This is a genomic window from Wenjunlia tyrosinilytica, from assembly GCF_014646055.1.
Classification (GTDB): Bacteria; Actinomycetota; Actinomycetes; order Streptomycetales; family Streptomycetaceae; genus Wenjunlia; species Wenjunlia tyrosinilytica.
The window spans coordinates 283468-302576 of record NZ_BMMS01000003.1; the positions used below are offsets into that span (position 1 = coordinate 283468).

At 71.6% G+C, this 19109-nt stretch carries 18 protein-coding genes and 1 pseudogene; 3 read left to right on the forward strand and 16 right to left on the reverse strand.

Annotation, left to right across the window (positions count from 1 at the left end; translation table 11 throughout):
* The first annotated feature begins 43 nt into the window (after positions 1 to 43).
* Entirely contained in the window at positions 44 to 970 is a 927-nt protein-coding gene (locus IEY86_RS05120; RefSeq protein WP_189130290.1) for an NADP-dependent oxidoreductase, read from the forward strand.
* Positions 971 to 1114: 144 nt separating this feature from the next.
* Positions 1115 to 2026 (forward strand): 5'-3' exonuclease, encoded by a 912-nt coding sequence (locus IEY86_RS05125; RefSeq protein WP_189130359.1) that lies wholly within the window; start codon positions 1115 to 1117, stop codon positions 2024 to 2026.
* Positions 2027 to 2075: 49 nt separating this feature from the next.
* Here IEY86_RS05125 and IEY86_RS05130 read toward each other — a convergent pair whose 3' ends face one another.
* The 13 genes and pseudogenes from IEY86_RS05130 to IEY86_RS05190 form a co-directional block, all read right to left on the reverse strand.
* Positions 2076 to 3236 (reverse strand): phosphatidylinositol-specific phospholipase C1-like protein, encoded by a 1161-nt coding sequence (locus IEY86_RS05130; RefSeq protein WP_189130291.1) that lies wholly within the window; start codon positions 3234 to 3236, stop codon positions 2076 to 2078.
* Between the two features lie 221 nt (positions 3237 to 3457).
* A complete protein-coding gene (locus tag IEY86_RS05135; RefSeq protein ID WP_189130292.1) occupies positions 3458 to 6244 on the reverse strand; it encodes a DEAD/DEAH box helicase in 2787 nt (928 codons plus the stop codon).
* Between the two features lie 61 nt (positions 6245 to 6305).
* On the reverse strand, positions 6306 to 7193 hold the full coding sequence (locus tag IEY86_RS05140; RefSeq protein ID WP_189130293.1) for a diacylglycerol kinase: 888 nt from the start codon (positions 7191 to 7193) through the stop codon (positions 6306 to 6308).
* Positions 7194 to 7329: 136 nt separating this feature from the next.
* Positions 7330 to 8259 (reverse strand): twin-arginine translocase subunit TatC, encoded by a 930-nt coding sequence (tatC, locus tag IEY86_RS05145; protein ID WP_189130294.1) that lies wholly within the window; start codon positions 8257 to 8259, stop codon positions 7330 to 7332.
* A gap of 58 nt (positions 8260 to 8317) precedes the next feature.
* Complete coding sequence (tatA, locus tag IEY86_RS05150; RefSeq protein ID WP_189130295.1) at positions 8318 to 8599, reverse strand: Sec-independent protein translocase subunit TatA; 282 nt, start codon at positions 8597 to 8599, stop codon at positions 8318 to 8320.
* Between the two features lie 295 nt (positions 8600 to 8894).
* A complete protein-coding gene (locus IEY86_RS05155; RefSeq protein WP_189130296.1) occupies positions 8895 to 9095 on the reverse strand; it encodes a hypothetical protein in 201 nt (66 codons plus the stop codon).
* 23 nt (positions 9096 to 9118) lie between these two features.
* Positions 9119 to 9328, reverse strand: coding sequence for a hypothetical protein (locus tag IEY86_RS05160; RefSeq protein WP_308425098.1), 210 nt, complete (start codon positions 9326 to 9328; stop codon positions 9119 to 9121).
* Between the two features lie 144 nt (positions 9329 to 9472).
* Entirely contained in the window at positions 9473 to 10420 is a 948-nt protein-coding gene (locus IEY86_RS05165) for a helix-turn-helix transcriptional regulator (protein WP_189130298.1), read from the reverse strand.
* Positions 10421 to 10433: 13 nt separating this feature from the next.
* A complete protein-coding gene (locus tag IEY86_RS05170) occupies positions 10434 to 11396 on the reverse strand; it encodes a helix-turn-helix transcriptional regulator (protein WP_189130299.1) in 963 nt (320 codons plus the stop codon).
* A 170-nt stretch (positions 11397 to 11566) separates the two neighbouring features.
* Entirely contained in the window at positions 11567 to 11938 is a 372-nt protein-coding gene (locus tag IEY86_RS05175; RefSeq protein ID WP_189130300.1) for an FKBP-type peptidyl-prolyl cis-trans isomerase, read from the reverse strand.
* Between the two features lie 40 nt (positions 11939 to 11978).
* Positions 11979 to 12893: an FKBP-type peptidyl-prolyl cis-trans isomerase gene (locus IEY86_RS05180; protein ID WP_189130301.1), complete on the reverse strand. Its 915-nt coding sequence runs from the start codon at positions 12891 to 12893 to the stop codon at positions 11979 to 11981.
* Between the two features lie 122 nt (positions 12894 to 13015).
* Positions 13016 to 14377 (reverse strand): Pup--protein ligase, encoded by a 1362-nt coding sequence (gene pafA / locus IEY86_RS05185; RefSeq protein ID WP_189130302.1) that lies wholly within the window; start codon positions 14375 to 14377, stop codon positions 13016 to 13018.
* 9 nt (positions 14378 to 14386) lie between these two features.
* Positions 14387 to 15665, reverse strand: a pseudogene (locus IEY86_RS05190) (MFS transporter).
* A 97-nt stretch (positions 15666 to 15762) separates the two neighbouring features.
* On the opposite strand from IEY86_RS05190, the gene IEY86_RS05195 reads away from it, so the two are divergent.
* On the forward strand, positions 15763 to 16824 hold the full coding sequence (locus tag IEY86_RS05195; RefSeq protein WP_229698160.1) for a LacI family DNA-binding transcriptional regulator: 1062 nt from the start codon (positions 15763 to 15765) through the stop codon (positions 16822 to 16824).
* Between the two features lie 191 nt (positions 16825 to 17015).
* Here IEY86_RS05195 and prcA read toward each other — a convergent pair whose 3' ends face one another.
* From prcA to IEY86_RS05210, 3 genes are all read right to left on the reverse strand, one after another.
* Complete coding sequence (gene prcA, locus IEY86_RS05200) at positions 17016 to 17813, reverse strand: proteasome subunit alpha (protein ID WP_189130304.1); 798 nt, start codon at positions 17811 to 17813, stop codon at positions 17016 to 17018.
* Positions 17814 to 17915: 102 nt separating this feature from the next.
* Positions 17916 to 18761, reverse strand: coding sequence for a proteasome subunit beta (prcB, locus tag IEY86_RS05205; protein WP_189130305.1), 846 nt, complete (start codon positions 18759 to 18761; stop codon positions 17916 to 17918).
* A gap of 93 nt (positions 18762 to 18854) precedes the next feature.
* The gene (locus IEY86_RS05210) at positions 18855 to 19073 is read right to left on the reverse strand and encodes a ubiquitin-like protein Pup (protein WP_189130361.1); all 219 of its coding nucleotides are present in this window, start codon (positions 19071 to 19073) and stop codon (positions 18855 to 18857) included.
* Positions 19074 to 19109: the final 36 nt, after the last annotated feature.

Consider the following 19109-nt stretch of genomic DNA (forward strand, 5'->3'; position numbering starts at 1 on the left):
GCACCGCTGCCCCCACCCGCACCACCAGCCAGGAGTTCCCCACATGAAAGCCATCGCCTACCGCACCTACGGCGGTCCCGAGGTCCTCGAGTACGTCGACCTGCCCGACCCCAGGGTCGGACCCGACTCGGTCCTCATCCGCGTCAAGGCCGCCGCGGTCAACCCCGTGGACTGGAAGGCGCAGGCCGGGTACCTCGACAGCGCCCTCCAGGCCGTCTTCCCGGTCGTCCCGGGATGGGATGTCTCGGGCGTCGTCGAGCAGGTCGGGGCCTCGGTAGCGGAGTTCGCCCCCGGCGACGAGGTGATCGCCTACGTCCGCGAGGACTTCCTCTCGCGCGGCACCTACGCGGAGCTGGTCGCGGCGCCGATCCGCACCGTGGCCCGCAAGCCCCGCAACCTCTCCTTCGCCGAGGCCGCCGGGCTCCCGCTCGCCGGACTGACCGCGTACCAGGCGCTGTTGAAGTCGCTCGAGGTGCGCGGCGGCGAGACCGTCCTGGTGCACGCGGCCGCGGGCGGTGTGGGGTCGATGGCCGTGCAGATCGCCCGTGCCGTCGGCGCCCGGGTGATCGGCACGGCGAGCGAGCGCAACCACGAGTACCTGCGCTCCCTCGGCGCCGAGCCGGTCGCCTACGGCGACGGCCTGGTCGGGCGGGTGCGGGCGTCGGCCCCCGAGGGCGTGGACGCGGTGCTGGACCTCGTGGGCGGCGACGCGCTCAAGGCCTCCCCCGAGCTGCTCGCCCCCGGCGGACGGCTGGCCTCCATCGCCGACGGCTCGGTGCTCGCCATGGGCGGCGCCTACGTCTTCGTCCGCCCCGACCCGCAGGACCTGGAGGCGCTGACCGAACTGGTCGAGCGCGGGGAGCTGAAGGTCGAGCTGGCGGCCACCTTCCCGCTGGAGCAGGCGGCCGAGGCGCAGCGGCTCAACGCCGCGGGCCACACCCGCGGCAAGATCGCCCTGCTGGTCGGCTGAACCAGCCCCGTCGCGGCGGTGGGCCCGCGGGCACAGGGGTGCCCGCGGGCTCAGCCGTTCCCGCTGCGCCGCCGGGGGCGCAGACCCGTCCGTGACACGGATCACCCGCCCGTACGGCATGATCGAGGGGTGACCGCACGCCTGATGCTGCTCGACTCCGCCAGCCTGTACTTCCGTGCCTACTTCGGTGTCCCCGAATCGGTGAAGGCTCCCGACGGCACCCCGGTGAACGCCGTCCGCGGGCTGCTCGACTTCATCGCCCGGCTCGTGGACGACCACCGGCCCACCCACCTCGTCGCCTGCATGGACGCCGACTGGCGGCCGCAGTGGCGGGTGGACCTCATCCCCTCCTACAAGGCGCACCGGGTGGCCGAGGAGGCCCCGCCCGGCGAGGTGGACACCGAGGAGGTGCCGGACACGCTGTCGCCGCAGGTGCCGGTGATCGAGGCGGTGCTCGACGCGGTGGGGATCGCCCGCGTGGGGGTGCCGGGCTACGAGGCCGACGACGTCATCGGAACACTCACCGCGCTGGCGAAGACCCCGGTGGACGTGGTGACGGGCGACCGCGACCTGTTCCAGCTCGTGGACGACGCCCGCGCGGTGCGGGTGCTCTACCCCGTCAAGGGTGTGGGCACCCTGGAGACCGTGGACCAGGGCCGCCTGGCGCAGAAGTACGGCATCGGCAGCGGCGCCGCCTACGCCGACCTCGCTCTGATGCGCGGCGACCCCAGCGACGGGCTGCCGGGTGTGCCCGGGATCGGCGAGAAGACGGCGGCGAAGCTGCTCGAGGCCCATGGCGACCTGGCCGGGATCCTGGCCGCCGTGGACGACCCGCGTTCGAAGCTGACGGCGGCCCAGCGCGCGAAGTTCCATGGCGCCCGGGACTATCTGGCGGTGGCACCGAAGGTGGTGCGGGTGGCGCACGATGTGCCGCTGCCGGAGCTCGACGCCGCGTTGCCGCGGCAGCCGCGCGCCCCTCGGGCGCTCGCGGAGCTGAAATCCCGCTGGGGTCTGGGCGGCTCGCTGGAGCGGCTGGTCAACACCCTGGCCCGGTGAGCCCGCGCCCCGGACCTGAGCGGCGGTCCGGCCCTGAGCGGCGCCCCGCTCAGGGCTCGAGGTGCGCGGCCCGGCAGTCGCCGGGCGCGTTGACCGGGTCGCACCGCACGGTCAGGCCACCGGGGAGCCGGGCGGTGTAGTCGGACCCGTCCCGTGCGGCGAGTCCGGTGACGGGGAAGTCCGTGCTGATCATCTGCGCGCCCGAGGCGAGGGCGGCCCGCAGCCGCGAGGTGTCCCCGGAGGCGGCCTCGGTGAACGGCACATCGGAGCGGGTCCGCACGAAGTAGCCCTTCTCCACCATGGAGCGGATGACGGCCTCGTTGGCGCCCGTGGGATCGTTCCAGCCGACGAAGGCCGCGTCCGGGCGCCCGGGGCGGGAGTTGGTGAACAGCACCCTGCCCTCCAGATTGGGCCGCCCGCCCGCGCGGTAGGCGTCCTGCAGGGCCTGGTCCTGGTTGTCCATCAGGAACATCAGCTTCCCTCTGGAGCGGCGCAGCGAGGGCCAGCCCCGTTCCAGCACCGACTGCTCGAGGGTCCTGCCGGGCACACGGACGTCGTCCGGGGTCACCATCCGCGAAGCGCCCACCACCGACCGGATCTGCTCATCGAGCGCGTCCAGCAGGCCGGTCGTCCACGGCGGGCTCTTGGCGCCCCCCTGCGCCTCCATGGCCGGATCGGTCCGCTTCAGCTCCAGCAGCACGGGGACGGGTACATGGCCGCCTCGGGCCGTGGACCAGCCCATGACCTGCCTCAGGCACACCCTCAGTGATACGCAGTTGGTGCCGTAGTCGTGGTCGGCCCAGTGCAGCACCTTGAACCCGGGGCGGCCGTACTCGGGATCGGTCAGCGGTCCGAGACCGGCGTCGCGGCGCACCAGCGGACGGCTGTAGAGGCCGCCCTCGGGGTCGGGGAAGACATCGAGCTCGATGCCGCGCACCCGCTGGTCCTCGAACTGCGCGGGCAAGGAGGCATGGGAGTACTCGAGGTTCCAGAAGCCGGCGTCGGTGCGCCGCTGCACCTCCTTCTCGGCGAAGGCGAGTTCCCGGTGGTAGCTGTTGTGCGTCGCCATGGCCTGGATCTGATTGAGCCTCACCGAGGAGGCCCCGGCCTCGGCGCCCGGCGCCGCTCCGGAGAGCAGACCGCAGGCGGCGGCGAACGACACGGCGATCACGGCGGCGCGGCGGTGGCGCGAGCGGGGCGACGCGGGCACTGCGGCCTCCCGGAGCGGGCGCGGAGCGTGGGTGGAACGGGGGATCGCGACCCTGCCGGGAAGTGCTTGCGCGTCCGTGCCCAGCAGTTGCCGTCCCGGTGAACATGCCGGGACGGCGACTGCCGGTCAAGGAGGCGTCTCGGACAGCGCGTTGGTGATGGATGATGCCGAACGGCCGAACGGCCGAACGGGACGAACGGGACGACTGGCGTGAGGCTGCGTCAGCCCACGGAGGAGTAGGCGATGACGCCCCGTCGCAGCGAGTCGACGGCCTTGCGGGCATTGGCGCGCACCGGACTGCCCTCCGGCGCCGCCTTGGTGATCTGGCCCAGGACGTCGATGAGCTGCCGGGTCCAGCGCACGAAGTCGCCCGCGGGCATGTCGGCGTCGCGCAGTACCGCGTCCAGGCCGTGACCGCTTGCCCAGCGGTACGCCGCCCACGCGAAGCCCAGATCCGGCTCGCGCTGTCCGACGTTCTCGATCGTGGACAGCTTGTGCTGTTCCTCCAGCGCGTCGAGCCGGCCCCACAGCCGCACCATCTCGCCCAGGGCCTCCTTGGCCGGCCCCGTCGGCAGGCGCGGCGGCATGGCGTCGTCCGACTGACGCGACTCGTAGACCAGCGCCGAGGCGCAGGCGGCCAGCTCGGCCGGCTTGAGCGCGTCCCAGGCGCCCTCCCGCAGGCATTCGGCGGCCAGCAGGTCGAGCTCGCCGTAGAGCCGGGCCAGCCGCTGGCCGTCCGGGGTGACGTCGTCGCCCTTGAGGTAGTCCAGGTCGGTCAGCAGGGCGCAGACCCGGTCGAAGGTGCGAGCGATGGTGTTGGTACGGCCCTCGATCCTGCGCTCGAGCTGCCTGGTGTCACGGGTCAGCCGGTGGTAGCGCTCCGACCAGCGCGCGTGGTCCTCGCGGTCGTCGCAGCCGTGGCAGGGATGCGCCCTGATGGCCGAGCGCAGACGGGCGATCTCGGGATCGTCGGCCGCCGCGGCGCGGCTCTTGCGCCGCCGCTGGGGCTCGTAGTGCCCGGCCTTGGTGCGCAGCGCCGACGCGAGGTCGCGCCTGGACTGCGGGCTGCGCTGGTTGAACGACTTGGGGATGCGCATACGGTCCACAGGCTCGACCGCCGTGGGGAAGTCCGCCATGGACAGCCGTTTGACCTGCCGCTCGGCGGTGAGCACCATCGGGCGCGGCCCGTCGTGGTGGTCCTGCCGGTGCCCCTGGCTGCGGCCGGGCGGCAGGCCGGGGTCGACGACCACGGCGAGTCCGGCGTAGCGGCCGGCGGGAACGTGGATGATGTCGCCGGGCCGCAGCTTCTCCAGCGACTCGGCCGCCGCCGCCCTGCGCTGGTTGACGCCCTGCCGTGACAGCTCGGCCTCGCGGTCCTTGAGCTGCCTGCGCAGCCGGGCGTACTCCTCGAAGTCCCCGAGGTGGCAGGTCATGGCCTCCTTGTAGCCGTCGAGGCCCTCTTCGTTGCGCTGGACCTGCCGGGAGATGCCGACGACCGAGCGGTCCGCCTGGAACTGGGCGAACGAGGTCTCCAGCAGCTCACGCGAGCGGTGCCGCCCGAACTGGCCGACGAGGTTGACCGCCATGTTGTACGAGGGCTTGAAGGAGGAGCGCAGCGGGTAGGTCCGCGTGCCCGCCAGACCGGCGAGCGCCTTCGGGTCGAGGTTGGGCTGCCACAGCACCACGGCGTGGCCCTCGACGTCGATGCCGCGCCGCCCGGCCCGGCCGGTGAGCTGGGTGTACTCCCCCGGGGTCACATCGGCGTGGGTCTCGCCGTTCCACTTGACCAGCTTCTCCAGTACCACGGACCGCGCGGGCATGTTGATGCCCAGGGCCAGGGTCTCGGTGGCGAACACCGCCTTGACCAGGCCCCGCACGAACAGCTCCTCGACCACCTCCTTGAAGGTCGGCAGCATCCCCGCGTGGTGGGCGGCGACACCGCGCTCGAGGGCGTCCAGCCATTCGAAGTAGCCGAGGACGTGCAGGTCCTCGTCCGGGATGGCGGCGGTGCGCTCCTCGACCAGGGCCCGTACGCGGGCCCTGTCCTCGTCGTTGTTCAGCCGCAGCCCCGCGTACAGGCACTGCTGGACCGCGCCCTCGCACCCGGCGCGGCTGAAGATGAAGGTGATCGCCGGCAGAAGTCCCTCGGCGTCGAGCCGCTCGATGACCTCCACGCGGGAGGGCGTCCACACCCGGCGGCTGGGCGCCTTGGTGTAGCCCCTGCGCTCACGCCCGCCGCGCTCGCGGCGGTTGCGGTCGCCGATGCGCTGGGTCTCCGATCTGGCGAGCCTGACCAGATCGTCGTTGACCTCGTGCTGGTCGTCGTCGACGAAGAGGTCGAAGAGCTTGCGTCCGGCCAGGACGTGCTGCCACAGCGGGACGGGCCGGTGCTCGGAGACGATCACGGCGGTGTCGCCGCGAACGGTGTCGAGCCAGTCGCCGAACTCCTCCGCGTTGGAGACCGTGGCGGACAGGGAGGCCAGGGTGACGGACTCTGGGAGGTGGATGATGACCTCCTCCCAGACCGCTCCGCGGAAGCGGTCGGAGAGGTAGTGCACCTCGTCCATGACGACGTATCCGAGGCCCCCCAGCCCTGGGGAGCCCGCGTACAGCATGTTCCGCAGGACCTCGGTGGTCATGACGATCACGGGGGCGTCCCCGTTGATCGAGTTGTCCCCCGTGAGGAGTCCGACCTTGTCGGCGCCGTAGCGCTTGACCAGGTCGGCGTACTTCTGGTTGGACAGCGCCTTGATCGGCGTGGTGTAGAAGCACTTGCGGCCCGCGCGCAGGGCCATGTGGACCGCGAACTCACCGACGATGGTCTTGCCCGAGCCGGTGGGGGCGGCGACGAGCACCCCTCGGCCGTCCTCCAGGGCCCGGCATGCCTCGATCTGGAAGGGATCGAGCTCGAAGTCGTACATCTCGCGGAACGAGCCGAAGGCCGTGGCCTGCTCCTTGGCACGCTTGACAGAGGCGGCGTAGCGCTCCGCCGGGGACATGTCGTTCATTGTCTTCGAGCCTACCGGCCGGGTACGACACGGGTCTCGATCATTTCGGGCGCCGAACGCGTCAGGCGAGGACCCTCACCGCCTCGGGGACGGTCTCGGCGGTCAGCGGGAGCGCGCCGAGCGGCTCGCCGTCGGCGTAGCCGGTGACCCCGGGCGCGGTCAGCCGCACGGTGGCGGCGCGGTGCACCGTGACGGCCGGGTGGTCCAGGTGGGTGCCCTTGTAGACACGAGGGAAGACCCTCAGCAAAGCGGTGCGGCCGCACCGGCCGACCACGGTGATGTCGAACCGCCCGTCGTCGAGCCGCGCTTCGGAGCAGATGCGCATGCCGCCGCCGTAGGAGGGGCCGTTGCCGATCGCGACCAGGGTGGCCTCCACCTCCTGCTCGGGGCCCGCGTCGAGGCGGATCCGGAACGGGATCGGCCGCAGCGCGCCGAGCTCGGCCAGCAGCGCCAGGTTGTAGCAGAACCTGCCGCGGGCCAGGCGCATCCTGTTGGCGCGGTCGTTGACCCGTGAGTCGAGGCCGGCGGCCATGACGGTCCCGAACCAGCGCTCGCCGACGCGTCCGAGGTCCACGGCCCGGGTCCGCTCCTCCTTGAGCGCCTCCGCCACGACCGCGGCGGACGCCTCGGGATCGCCGAAGGGCAGACCGACGGCGCGGGCGAAGTCGTTGCCGGTGCCTGCGGCGACCACACCGAGCGGGGTGGCGGTCCCGGCCACCGCCTGCAGCGCCAGTCCCACCATGCCGTCACCTCCCACGGCGACCACGGCGGTGTCCCCGGCGGCGGCCGCCTCGCGCAGCCTGGCCAGGGCGTCGTCGGCGTCGGTGCCGACGATCCCACGGACGGTGAACCCGGCCCGGCGCAGCACCCGGGAGACGGGTTCGGCCGCACGGGCGCCCCGGCCGCGGCCGGCGGTGGGATTGACGAAGAGGAGGACGTCGCGACGCACGGGCGGACCCTACCGGGCGGCGTCGGGCGCCGGAAGGGGGACGGCGGGGCGGCGGAAGGGGGACGGCGGGGCGCCGGAAGCGGAGGTCCCGGGCCCGGACCGGCTCGGATCCGGGGCTCAGTGGCGGGGCCCGGGATCAGGTGATGTCGTCGTCGAACCGTTCCGCCGTGCGGACGGGCTCCACGGCGCCCACCGACTGCGGGGTGAGGTCGAGGTCGGAGGCCTCGTCGTCGTCGAGCTGGGCGTCCGGGTCGGCGGCCCTGCGGCGGGCCTTGCGGCGGTCGTTGACCAGTGAGACCAGGACGGCGAGGAAGTACAGGACCACGATCGGCCCGGCCAGCGCGGTCATGCTCAGCGGGTCGGTGCTCGGGGTGGCGACGGCGGCGAAGACGGTGATGCCCATGACCATGCCGCGCCACCAGCCGGCCATCCGGCGGCCCGTGATCACCCCTCCGAAGTTGAGCAGCACCAGGAGGAGCGGCAGCTCGAAGGAGAGGCCGAAGACGACGACCATGCGCGTGACGAGGTCGAGGTAGTCGTCGAGCGGCAGCAGGTTGTCGACGTCCTGCGGGGTGAAGCCGATCAGGACCTGCGCGGTGGTCGGCAGGATCTTGTAGGCGAAGAAGCCGCCGGCGAGGAAGAGGGGGAAGCCCGCGCCCACGAAGGCGAGCGAGTATTTCTTCTCGTAGTTGTGGAGCCCGGGGGCGAGGAAGGCCCAGAGCTGGTAGAGCCAGATGGGGGTGGACAGCACCACTCCCGCCATCAGCGAGACCTTCAGCGCGAGTGTGAACGGCGTCAGCAGGCCGTTCATGGTCAGGTGCGCGCAGCGCTTGTCGCCGCTCGCCTTCTTGTGCGCGATCTCGCTGAGCGAGGCCTCGCAGCCGATGGACTTCAGCACCGGATCGACGAGGAAGTTGATCAGGTCCTTGTAGAAGAACGCGGCGACGACCGTGACCACGAGGATCGCGATGACCGACTTGAACAGCCGGTTGCGGAGCTCACGCAGATGCTCCGCGAGGGGCATGCGCCCCTCCGGGTCCTTGGGCTTGCGGGCAGGCTTGAGCAACCGCCGGTCCTCGTCTCGAACGTCGGCCGGGCGGGCGTGCCCTGCCGGTCTCCTGGTGTCAGCGCTGGGTGCGGTCGGGCTCGGTGACCGGTCGGGCACCGGTGACGTCGCCGGGCGCTGCCTGGATCGTACGGGGAGCGGTCTGCTGCGGCTCGGACGGGGCGTCCTGGGACTCCGGCTTGTCCGCGCCGTCGCTCTTCATGGCCTTGGCCTCGCTCTTGAGGATGCGGGCCGACTTGCCGAGCGACCTGGCCATGTCCGGAAGGCGCTTCGCTCCGAACAGCAACAGGATGACCACGAGGATGAGGATGATCTCCGTGGGTCCGAGCCTGCCAAACATAAGCGACTACCTTTTCACCAGGGGTGGCGTGGGTCCACATTCCATGAGGGCCGCGGCTCGGCATGTGCGGGCCTGGCCCTCTACTGCCAGCGATCGTAACCCGCAAGGGTTAACGGTTGGCAATCCCTCGAAGGCCCGGCGGTGACACGGCACTCGGCCCTGCCTCGTCGCCGGGGGTCTCCTCGGCGGCCCCCACGCGCACCGGAAAGGGCCGACGGCCAAAGCGTACTCCCCCGGTCTGGACCTTCACAGAGGCTGGCGGAGGAACTCCCAGGTCAGACGGGGAAGATGCGTTTCAGCTCCGTGCGCCGCCGCCCCTGGCCGCCAGGGGGGCCGCCACCCGCTCCACCTCTTCGGAGGCCGCACGGATGCCGTGGGAGGCCCGCCGCAGCTCCTGGGTCAGCCGCCCCAGCTCCCGGGACACCCGAAGGGCCAGGACGGCGAGGACCGCCAGTCCGGCCACGGCCAGCACCACACCCGTGATCATCAACGCCATGCGCCGAGCCTATCCGTGCCCGCTCAGCCGGTGTGCAGGCGCATGGTGGCGACCCCGCCGTCGGTGAGGAGCTCCACGATGCGCTCCCCCGCCGGCTTGCGGACGTGGCCGCCGCAGTCGGGGCAGGTGAACGAGTAGAAGGTGGTCCTGCTGGAGCGGCCGATGGCCAGTCTCAGCGCGTCCGGCGGCAGCTCGAACCGTCCCCCGCAGTCGGGGCAGCTCGCCTTGAACATCGCCGTGGTCACCAGCGCTCCCCTCTCCGCCGCCCCCGCCCCACCGCTCACTGCCCCCGCTCCCCGCCCCGGGCTCCCGGCCGCTCGCCCGCCCCGCCGCCGTACCCGCTGCTCGCCGTATACCCGCTGCTCGCCGTGCGCCCGCTAGCCGCCGTACGCGGCGAGCGCCGACTCCGCGGCCTCCCGCGCGCCGTCCACCAGCTCCGGCGGCGAGACCACGCGCCCGTCCCGCCCCAGCCGCAGCGCCAGTCTGCGCAGCCCCATGGGGTCGGCGGCCCGCAGGGTGATGCGCAGGCCCCCGTCGGGCAGTTCCTCGGCGGTGTCGTGGCTGTAGTACTCGGCGACCCAGCGGCCACCGGGCCCTACCTCCACGACGACCTCGGGGTCCTCGGCGGAGGGCTGGACCAGCCCCTGGGAGAGGTCGCGCAGCTCGACGGGCGGCGGATCGGCCTGCTCGTCGAGCAGTTCGATGTCGGCGACCCGGTCCAGCCGGAACATCCTGCGGTCCTCGGACAGACGGCACCATGCCTCGAAGTAGGTGTGCCCGACCGTGAAGAGACGGATGGGGTCCACCTCCCTCGTCGTCATCGCGTCGCGTCCCGGTGAGTAGTACGTGATGCGCAGCCGCCGGCGTTCAGAGATGGCGCGGTCGACATCGGCGAAGACGCTTCCCTCGGCCTCGAACGTCACCGACAGTCGCGAGCTGCCCCGCGCCGCCTCGCCCGCCGCCGCCTCCAGCTTGGCGGTGGCGCGCAGCAGGGCCTGCCGGTCGCTCTCGCGCAGGCCCGGCAGGGTGGCCACGGCCCGGGCGGCCACGAGGAGCGCGGTGGCCTCGTCGGCGGCCAGCCGCAGCGGCTGGGCCACATCGTCGACGTTGTGCCACCAGATGCGCTCGCCGTCGGTGTCGATGTCGAGCAGGTCGCCGCCGCGGAAGCTCGTCCCGCACATCGGCAGGACGTTGAGGTCGGCGATCAGCTCGGCGTCGGTGATGCCGAAGGCGCGGGCGACCTCGCTCACCCGGGCGCCGGGCCGTTCCCTCAGATAGGTGACGAGCGAGAGCATGCGCCTCGTCTGATCGATGGCATTGGCCATGTCCTGGTCCCCCTCAGCCCTTGGCCACGGCGCGCAGCCGGTCCACCACGTCGGCCCGCAGCTCCGCGGGCTCCAGCACCACCACGTCGGGGCCGAACTCCACCAGCCACGCGTCCAGGCCGTGCCCGTAGGGGATCTCCAGCTCGTCCCACTCTGCGTCGACAGGTGCGGTCTCGAGCGCCTTGGCCCGCAGCGGGTAGCCGGCCCCTCGGCGCAGCCGGATGCGGGCGGTCGAGGTGGCGCCCTCCCCGCCCCAGCGGGCGACCGCCTCGCGGACGTCCACATGGTCGGGGACCTCGGTGCTGAAGGCGCCCGAGCGGGTGCGGACCCGGCTGGTGATCCGGCTGAGCCGGAAGACCCGCACATCCTTGCGTCCGCGGTCCCATCCGGCGAGGTACCAGTGCCCGCGCCAGCACTCGAGCGCCCAGGGCTCCACGAGGCGCGACTCCGCCTGAGCCGCGTTGGACCTGCGGTAGTCGAAGGAGACCGGGCGCCGGTCGCGGGCGGCGATCATCAGCGGCTCGAAGGCGGCCTCGTGGGCCGGGATGCGCGGCTCCAGCGCGCCCAGGTGCCCGTCGGAGGCGTCCTCGCCGAACGGGACGCCTGCCGCCCGCAGCTTCTGCAGGGCGCCGCTGGCGGCCTCGGCGAGCCTGGCCTGCTGCCACACCTTGGCGGCCAGGCCCAGCGCCGCGGCCTCCTCGGCGTCGAGGGCGACCTCGGGGAGCCGGTTGCGGTCCCGGCGGGCCAGATAGCCGACCTCGTCGTCGCCGCCCTCGGCGGTCTCGATGATCAGGCCCAGCTCACGGAGATCGTCCTTGTCCCGCTCGAACATCCGGTTGAAGGCTTCGTCGGAGCCGCCGTCGAGCTCCCGATAGGCCTCGATGGAGGCCCGCAGCTCGCGCTTGCTCAGCGGCCGTGCGGTGTTCATCAGGCACAGCGCCAGATTCATCAGCCGCTCGGCTTTGGCAATCGCCATCCGACACCCTTCTCGTCCAACACCCGCCCCGGAGACGGGAGCCGCCGCCCCCGACCGCTCGACCGTACCGCCACCGGAGCACCCGGCAAAAGCGGAGGCCCCTCCCGGCCGCGGTCGGCGGCGGGAGGGGCCTCGGCCCGGTCACGGCCGGTGCGGCCGCGCGGTGGTGCTCAGACTCCGAGCAGGTCCACGACGAAGATCAGCGTCTCGCCCGGCTTGATCGCCGGGGTCGGGCTCTGGTCGCCGTAGGCGAGGTGCGCCGGGATGGTCAGCTGGCGGCGCCCGCCGACCTTCATGCCCTGCACGCCCTGGTCCCAGCCCGCGATGACCCGGCCGCCGCCCAGCGGGAAGCGGAAGGGAGCGCCGCGGTTCCAGCTCGCGTCGAACTCCTCACCGGTGCTGAAGGAGACACCCACGTAGTGGACGGTGACGGTCTGGCCGGCCTTGGCCACCTCGCCGTCTCCCTCCCAGATGTCCTTGATCTCCAGCTCGGCCGGAGGCTCGCCCTCGGGGAAGTCGATCAGCGGCTTCTCGATGCTCACGAAAACTGCTCCTCAGTAGGTTCAGCGCCTGCGAACAGTCTTACACCACGCCCAGGACGTCGACCACGAAGATCACGTCCGAGCCGACCTGCTTCTGCTGCTCCTTGGGGAGCTTGCCCTGCGGAACGACGATCAGGACCCGGCTGCCGACCTTCTGGCCCTTGAGGCCTTCCTTCCAGCCCGGAAGCTGCGCCACCGGCACCGCCTGGGGGCCGCTCTGCGACCAGGTGTCGCCGCCGGACTTGCCGTTCTTCCACAGGACGGCCTCGTAGTTCGCCAGGACGGTGTCCTTCTCGCCCACCGCCTTGCCGTCACCCTGGATGATCGTCTTCGAGACGATGTCCGTGGGGGCCTTCCTGCCCTTGGGGACGGTCACCTTCGGGGCCGTGCCGTCGGTGTTGGCGCCGACCTTGGGCAGGTTCGCGTCGGTCTGCGGGACCGCCTTGCCGGTCGGCTTCGTCGAGTAGGCGTTCTTCAGGTCGACGACGAAGACCAGTGTGGAGTTGGCGGGGATGTTCTGCTGGGCCTGAGCCCCGTAGCCCTTGTCCGGCGGGATGACCAGCTCGACGCGGCTGCCGATGTTCTGGCCGACCAGGCCCTCGTCCCAGCCCTTGATGACCTTGCCGGTGCCCACCTCGAACGTGATCGGCTTGCCGCGGTCGTAGCTGTTGTCGAAGACCTTGCCGTCCCAGGTCTGCCCCAGGTAGTGCGAGTTCAGCACCTCGCCCTTCTTCAGGGCGGGGCCGGTGCCCTTGTGCAGGACCTTGACCTTGAGCTCCTTGGGCGGGTCGCCCTCGCCCTTGGCCACCTTGGGCTTCTTGCCCGGCTCTCCGGTGACGGCGGGGATGCCCCCGCTCTTGCCCGAGCTGGACGAGTTGCTGCTGTCGTCGCCCCCGCAGGCCGCGGCGGAGGCGACGAGCAGGGGGACGGCCAGTAGGGCGGCGATTCGGCGCACGTGAATCCCTCAAGACGCGAAGTGGTCGGACATCGGTGAACGAGAGCCACTCTAGCCACGACGCACGGCGGCGGCGGTGCACGCTGACACGCACCGCCGCCGCCGTGTGACCCGCCGGAGCCCTACATTCCGGCGATGAGCTTCTCCACCCTGTCGTCCACGGAGCGGAACGGGTCCTTGCAGAGCACCGTGCGCTGCGCCTGGTCGTTCAGCTTCAAGTGAACCCAGTCGACCGTGAAGTCCCGGCGCTGTTCCTGGGCCCGCCGGATGAAGTCCCCGCGCAGCCGTGCCCGGGTCGTCTGGGGCGGCACGGACTTGGCCTCGAAGATCTTCAGGTCATTGCAGATCCGGGCCGCCTGGCCGCGCTTCTCCAGCAGGTAGTACAGGCCCCTGCGGCGGTGGATGTCGTGGTAGGCGAGGTCGATCTGGGCGATCCTGGGGTGCGACATCGTGATGTTGTCCCGGGAGCGGTACCGCTCGATGAGCTGGTACTTCATGACCCAGTCGATCTCGGTGCCGATCCTGGCGAGGTCGCCGCTCTTGATCGCCTCGAGGGTGCGTCCCCACAGCTCGAGGACCTGCTCGACGATGCCGGTGCGGATGCCGCGGCGCTCGGCGAAGTCGACGGCCTTGGAGTAGTACTCCTCCTGGATGTCCAGGGCGGACGCCTCCCGGCCGCTGGCGAGGCGGACCTTGCGGCGCCCGCTTATGTCATGGCTGACCTCGCGGATCGCCCGGATGGGGTTCTCCAGGGTGAGGTCGCGCATGACGGTGCCCGCCTCGATCATGCGCAGCACCAGGTCGGTGGCGCCGACCTTGAGGAGCATGGTCGTCTCGGACATGTTGGAGTCGCCCACGATCACATGCAGGCGCCGGTAGCGCTCGGCGTCGGCGTGGGGCTCGTCCCTGGTGTTGATGATCGGACGCGAGCGGGTGGTGGCGGAGCTGACGCCCTCCCAGATGTGCTCGGCGCGCTGGCTGACGCAGTACACCGCCCCGCGGGGGGTCTGGAGCACCTTGCCGGCCCCGCACAGCAGCTGGCGGGTGACGAGGAACGGGATGAGGATGTCCGCGAGACGGGAGAACTCCCCGTGCCGGGCCACCAGGTAGTTCTCGTGGCAGCCGTACGAGTTACCGGCCGAGTCGGTGTTGTTCTTGAACAGGTAGACGTCGCCGGCGATGCCTTCTTCGTGCAGGCGTCGCTCGGCGTCGACGAGGAGGCCCTCGAGGATACGCTCGCCTGCCTTGTCGTGGGTGACCAGCTCGGTCACATTGTCGCACTCAGGAGTGGCGTACTCCGGGTGCGAGCCCACGTCGAGGTAGAGGCGGGCGCCGTTGCGCAGAAACACATTGCTGCTGCGGCCCCAGGAAACGACACGGCGGAACAGGTACCGCGCCACTTCGTCCGGGGAGAGTCGCCGCTGCCCCCGGAACGTGCACGTGACGCCGTACTCGTTCTCCAACCCGAAAATGCGGCGGTCCATGAGTGAACATTACGCCCGAAGGCCCGGTCTGAAACCGGGTTGGACCGCCCCGGTTCGATCACTTGTCTGCGAGTGACGCTGCGACAGGTTCAGGGCTGGACCGATCGGCGTGCCCGGCGAGACCGCGCCCGGTGACGAGAAGGACGAGCAGAGCGACGATTCCGCCCGCTCCGGCGACGGCGTAGCCCGCAACGATTCCCCCGTACTGGGCGGCCGGACCCGCGGCCGCCGTGCCGATGGAGGCGCCGACGCCGAAGGCGGTCACCAGCCAGGAGAAGGCCTCGGTGACCGTGCCGACCGGGGCATGGCGGTCGACCACGACGAAGGCGCAGGCCAGGACGGGCGCCAGGAAGACCCCGGAGATCCCGCTCAGGACGATCATCGCGGCCAGGCCGGGGACGAGGGACAGCGGCAGGTAGCACACGGCCAGGCCCACCATGAGGAGCTTCAGGCGGCGCTCGGGTGTGCCGCGCCACTTGCGGGAGCCGTAGACCAGGCCGCCGGTGAGGGCGCCCGCGCCGAGGGCGGCGAGCAGCCAGCCCGCCTGCGTCCCGCCGCCGTGCTCGTCCGCGTAGGCGACGCTGGAGACCGCTATGGAGCCGAGGGCGACGCCCACGAAGAACAGGGAGGCGAACAGCACCCGCAGCCCAGGGGCCCGCAGAGCGCCGAGCCAGTGGGGCTCGCGCGCCTCGCCCCGCCAGTCACGGGAGGGTCGGGAGGTGACGACGACGAGCGTCCCGGCGACGCCGAGCAGGCCGGTGACGACCAGCGCGGTGGCCTCGGAGGCCCACGCGACCACGAGGGTGACCAGCAGGGGGCCGATGGCGAACATGACCTCCTGGGCGGAGGCGTCCAGCGCGTAGGCGGCGTGCACCTGGTCGTCACGGCGCAGCACGCTCGGCCACAGGGCCCGCAGGCCCGCCTCCAGGGGCGGGGTGAACAGACCGGCCACGACGACCGCGACCGCGGCGAGGACCACGGGGTGGGGCCCGACGGCGGCGAAGAGGGCGAACCCGGCCGCGGACAGCAGGGCGGAGCCCGCCATCACGGCGGACTGGCCGCGCTTGTCGACGGCCCGGCCGAGCAGTGGCTGCCCGATGGCGGTGGCGACGCCGTAGAGGGCGGACAGCGCGCCGGCGAGGGTGTAGTCGCCGCCCTCGGCCCGGGTGAACAGCACGATGGCCAGCGCGGCCATGGCATTCGGCAGCCGCCCAAGCAGCGTGCCGCCGAGCAGGCGGGCCGCGTGCCGGGTGCGCAGCATGTCGAAATACCCCGTGCCTTCGGCCATGCCCGTGCCTTCCGTCCTAGGGTGTTACGTATAACCCACCGCGCCATAAGTACCATGGCCGCCAGCGAGAGGTCCACCGCGATACGGAGGCGCCAGCGTGCGCAGCACGAGAACGGCACCGCGTGGAGCCCGTCCGACCAGCAAGGACGTGGCCCGGGCGGCCGGCGTCTCGCAGGCCACCGTCTCGCTCGTGCTGGGCGGCAAATGGCAGGGGCGGGTCGCCGAACGCACCGCGGTGTCGGTGCGCGAAGCGGCACAGGCGCTGGGCTACCGGCCCAACCTCGCCGCCCGCAACCTCCGCCTGGGCGGCACCCGCACCGCGCTCCTGGTCGTGCCCGCCCTGACGAACGAGTTCTTCGGCGGCGTCTACACCGGCGCCGCCCGGGTGGCCGCCGAGCACGGCTTCGGCGTCGTGCTCTACCCCTCCCCCGAGGGTATCGGCCCCGCCCGGGATCCGTTCGACTCCGCCAGGGCGACCCTGGACGGCGTCATCGCGTCCTCGATGGCGGCGGAGGCGGTGGAGGCCCTACGAGGCCCCGCGGGCGGCGGCGCACTCCCGCTGGTGATGCTCGACAGCGCCCCGCTGCCGGACGCGGGCGAACTGACGGCCGCGGTGAACCACGACGTGGCCGACGGCATGCGCCAGGTCGTCGAACACCTTCTCTCGCTCGGCCACCGAAGGATCACGCACGTGGCGGCGGCCGTGGACTCCTGGACCTTCCGCGTCCGCGAGGACGCCTTCGCGGCGGCCATGGGCGCGGTACCGGGCACTCATGCGGCGAGCGAACCGGCGGCACTGACCGTCATGGGCGGCCAGGCGGCAGCGGAGCGCGCCCTCACCCGCCCCGGCCCCCGCGCCACGGCACTGGTGTGCGACGACGACATCCTGGCGGCGGGAGCCTGCAAGGCGGCACGGCGCCTGGGACTGTCGGTCCCGGGCGATGTGTCGGTGACGGGCTTCGACGACCTCTCACTGGCGACGGCTCTGGACCCGGAGCTCACCACGGTGCGGCTGCCCGCCCAGGAACTGGGAGCACGCGGCATGTCGGCCCTCCTTGCCCTCCTGGAGGCCCGGCCACTCGACGAGCCCCGATTGCCCGTCCATCTGGTCTCCCGGGGCTCCACGGCCCCACCCAGCGCCCCCGCGCCCCCGGACTGACCCCTCGCACGGGGAGCGCGCCCGGCGCACACGCGCGATCGTACCGTCCTGCGCCGAACCATCCCTCGACCAGGACGCCCCCGTCCCCTGGGAACGCCCCGCCTGCCCGCCTCGCCTCGCGGCCGACACCCGCACCAGCGAGAAGCCGCGCCCGGACAACCCAACCCGTCCGGACGCGGCCTTCCCGCAAATTACTCTTCTTCTGTCCCGGACGCCCCCGAGGCCTCCGAGCCCTCGGCCGCATCCTCGTCCTCATCGGCCTCGTCCGACGACCCCGCGCCCACAGCCGCCGTGCCATCCAGAAGCCGGGCCAACTGCCGGCCCAGCACCCGCTTGAACTTCCGCTGCTGCGGACGCGTCCGGTCCAGCACCGCCACTTCGAGCTGCTCCGGGGTGATCGTCCTGTCGCTGCCGTTGTTGTCGCGGGCCAGCGACTCCACCGCCAGCTTCAGGGCCTCCGCCAGGGACATCCCCTCACGGTGGCGCTCCTCGAGGAAGCTGCTGATCTGATCGGCGTTGCCACCGATCGCGACCGTCCCGTGCTCGTCCACGACCGACCCGTCGTGCGGGAGCCGGTAGATCTGATCGTCCTCGGGGCCGGCCCCGACCTCGGCGACGATCAGCTCCACCTCATAGGGCTTCTCCCCCACGCTGGAGAAGATGTTGCCCAGCGCCTGCGCGTAGACGTTCGCCAGCCCCCTGGCATTGACGTCCGCCCGGTCGTACGAGTAGCCGCGCAGGTCGGCGTACCGCACTCCCGCGATCCGCAGGTTCTCGAACTCGTTGTACTTGCCCACCGCCGCGAAGGCGATCCGGTCGTAGATCTCGCTGACCTTGTGCAGCGCGCGGGACATGTTCTCGGCGACGAAGACGATGCCGTCGGCGTACTGGAGCACCACCACGCTGCGACCGCGCGCGATGCCCTTGCGGGCGAACTCGGCCCGATCCGCCATGGCCTGCTGGGGTGAGACGTAGAACGGCGTCGACACCGGCTATCCGTCCCTTTCTGTCAGTGGCGATTGCATCCGCCGGATCACTGGAGTCCGCCGGAGCCCTTGCGTCCGCCGGATCGCAAGAGTCCGCCGGATCACTTACAGCACGGGGGCCATCGGCCCGTTCGGATGCTCCAGGCGCCTGGCGTGCACCGCCCGGGCCACCTCGGAGACCTCGTCCTCGGACAGCTTGTTGAAGCCCTCCTCGGTGAGCACCGTGACAATCGGGAAGATCTTGCGGGCCAGGTCGGGACCGCCCGTCGCCGAGTCGTCGTCCGCCGCGTCGTACAGCGCCTGCACGACGAGAGTGATCGCCTGCTGCTGGGTGAGGTCGTCGCGGTAGAGCTTCTTCATCGCTCCGCGGGCGAAGACCGAGCCGGAGCCCGTCGACGCGAAGCCGTACTCCTCGGAGCGACCGCCGGTGATGTCGTACGAGAAGATCCGGCCCTTCTCGCGGTCCAGGTCGTAGCCCGCGAAGAGCGGCACCACGGCCAGGCCCTGCATGGCCATGCCCAGGTTCCCCCGGATCATGGTGGACAGCCGGTTGGCCTTGCCCTCCAGGGAGAGCACGGAGCCCTCGATCTTCTCGTAGTGCTCCAGTTCGAGCTGGAAGAGCTTCACCATTTCCACGGCGAGGCCCGCCGTGCCCGCGATGCCCACCGCGGAGTACTCGTCGGCCGGGAAGACCTTCTCGATGTCGCGCTGCGCGATCACGTTGCCCATCGTGGCGCGACGGTCACCGGCGAGCACGACGCCGCCGGGGAAGGTCGCGGCGACAATGGTCGTCCCGTGCGGGGCCTCGACGGCGCCCTTCACCGGCGCCACATTCAGCCGTCCGGGGACCAGCTCCGGCTGGTGCTCGGCCAGGAACTCCAGGAACGAGGACGAGCCGGGCGTCAGGAAGGCAGCAGGTAGACGTCCGGTGCCGTCTGGGTTGACTGCCACACGACTCCTTCCACATATGGGGTGGCCCGACGCTGCGCGCCGGGCCGATCTTTCATCAGCTCTGCACGGACCTTACCCACGGGGATCCGGGGGCTACTGGCCGCCCTTTTGGACGAACGAACGCACGAAGTCCTCGGCGTTCTCCTCCAGGACGTCGTCGATCTCGTCCAGGACGCTGTCCACGTCGTCCGAGAGCTTCTCCTGGCGTTCCTTGAGGTCCTCGGAGGCCTGCGCGTCCTGCGCGGTCTCCTCGGCCTCCTCGGTCGAACGTGTGGCCCGCTGCTGGCTGCCGCCTGTGTCCTTGGTCGCCATGTCCTTCACCCCGCTCGGTTTGACGTACAAGATCAG

Bases quoted from the DNA above. Each gene is read 5' to 3' on its own strand.
- IEY86_RS05120 (WP_189130290.1), top strand. From the start codon at position 44: ATGAAAGCCATCGCCTACCGCACCTACGGCGGTCCCGAGGTCCTCGAG.
- IEY86_RS05125 (WP_189130359.1), top strand. From the start codon at position 1,115: ATGCTGCTCGACTCCGCCAGCCTGTACTTCCGTGCCTACTTCGGTGTC.
- IEY86_RS05135 (WP_189130292.1), bottom strand. From the start codon at position 6,244: ATGAACGACATGTCCCCGGCGGAGCGCTACGCCGCCTCTGTCAAGCGT.
- tatA (WP_189130295.1), bottom strand. From the start codon at position 8,599: ATGTTTGGCAGGCTCGGACCCACGGAGATCATCCTCATCCTCGTGGTC.
- IEY86_RS05155 (WP_189130296.1), bottom strand. From the start codon at position 9,095: ATGGCGTTGATGATCACGGGTGTGGTGCTGGCCGTGGCCGGACTGGCG.
- IEY86_RS05160 (WP_308425098.1), bottom strand. From the start codon at position 9,328: ATGTTCAAGGCGAGCTGCCCCGACTGCGGGGGACGGTTCGAGCTGCCG.
- IEY86_RS05165 (WP_189130298.1), bottom strand. From the start codon at position 10,420: ATGGCCAATGCCATCGATCAGACGAGGCGCATGCTCTCGCTCGTCACC.
- IEY86_RS05170 (WP_189130299.1), bottom strand. From the start codon at position 11,396: ATGGCGATTGCCAAAGCCGAGCGGCTGATGAATCTGGCGCTGTGCCTG.
- pafA (WP_189130302.1), bottom strand. From the start codon at position 14,377: ATGGACCGCCGCATTTTCGGGTTGGAGAACGAGTACGGCGTCACGTGC.
- IEY86_RS05210 (WP_189130361.1), bottom strand. From the start codon at position 19,073: ATGGCGACCAAGGACACAGGCGGCAGCCAGCAGCGGGCCACACGTTCG.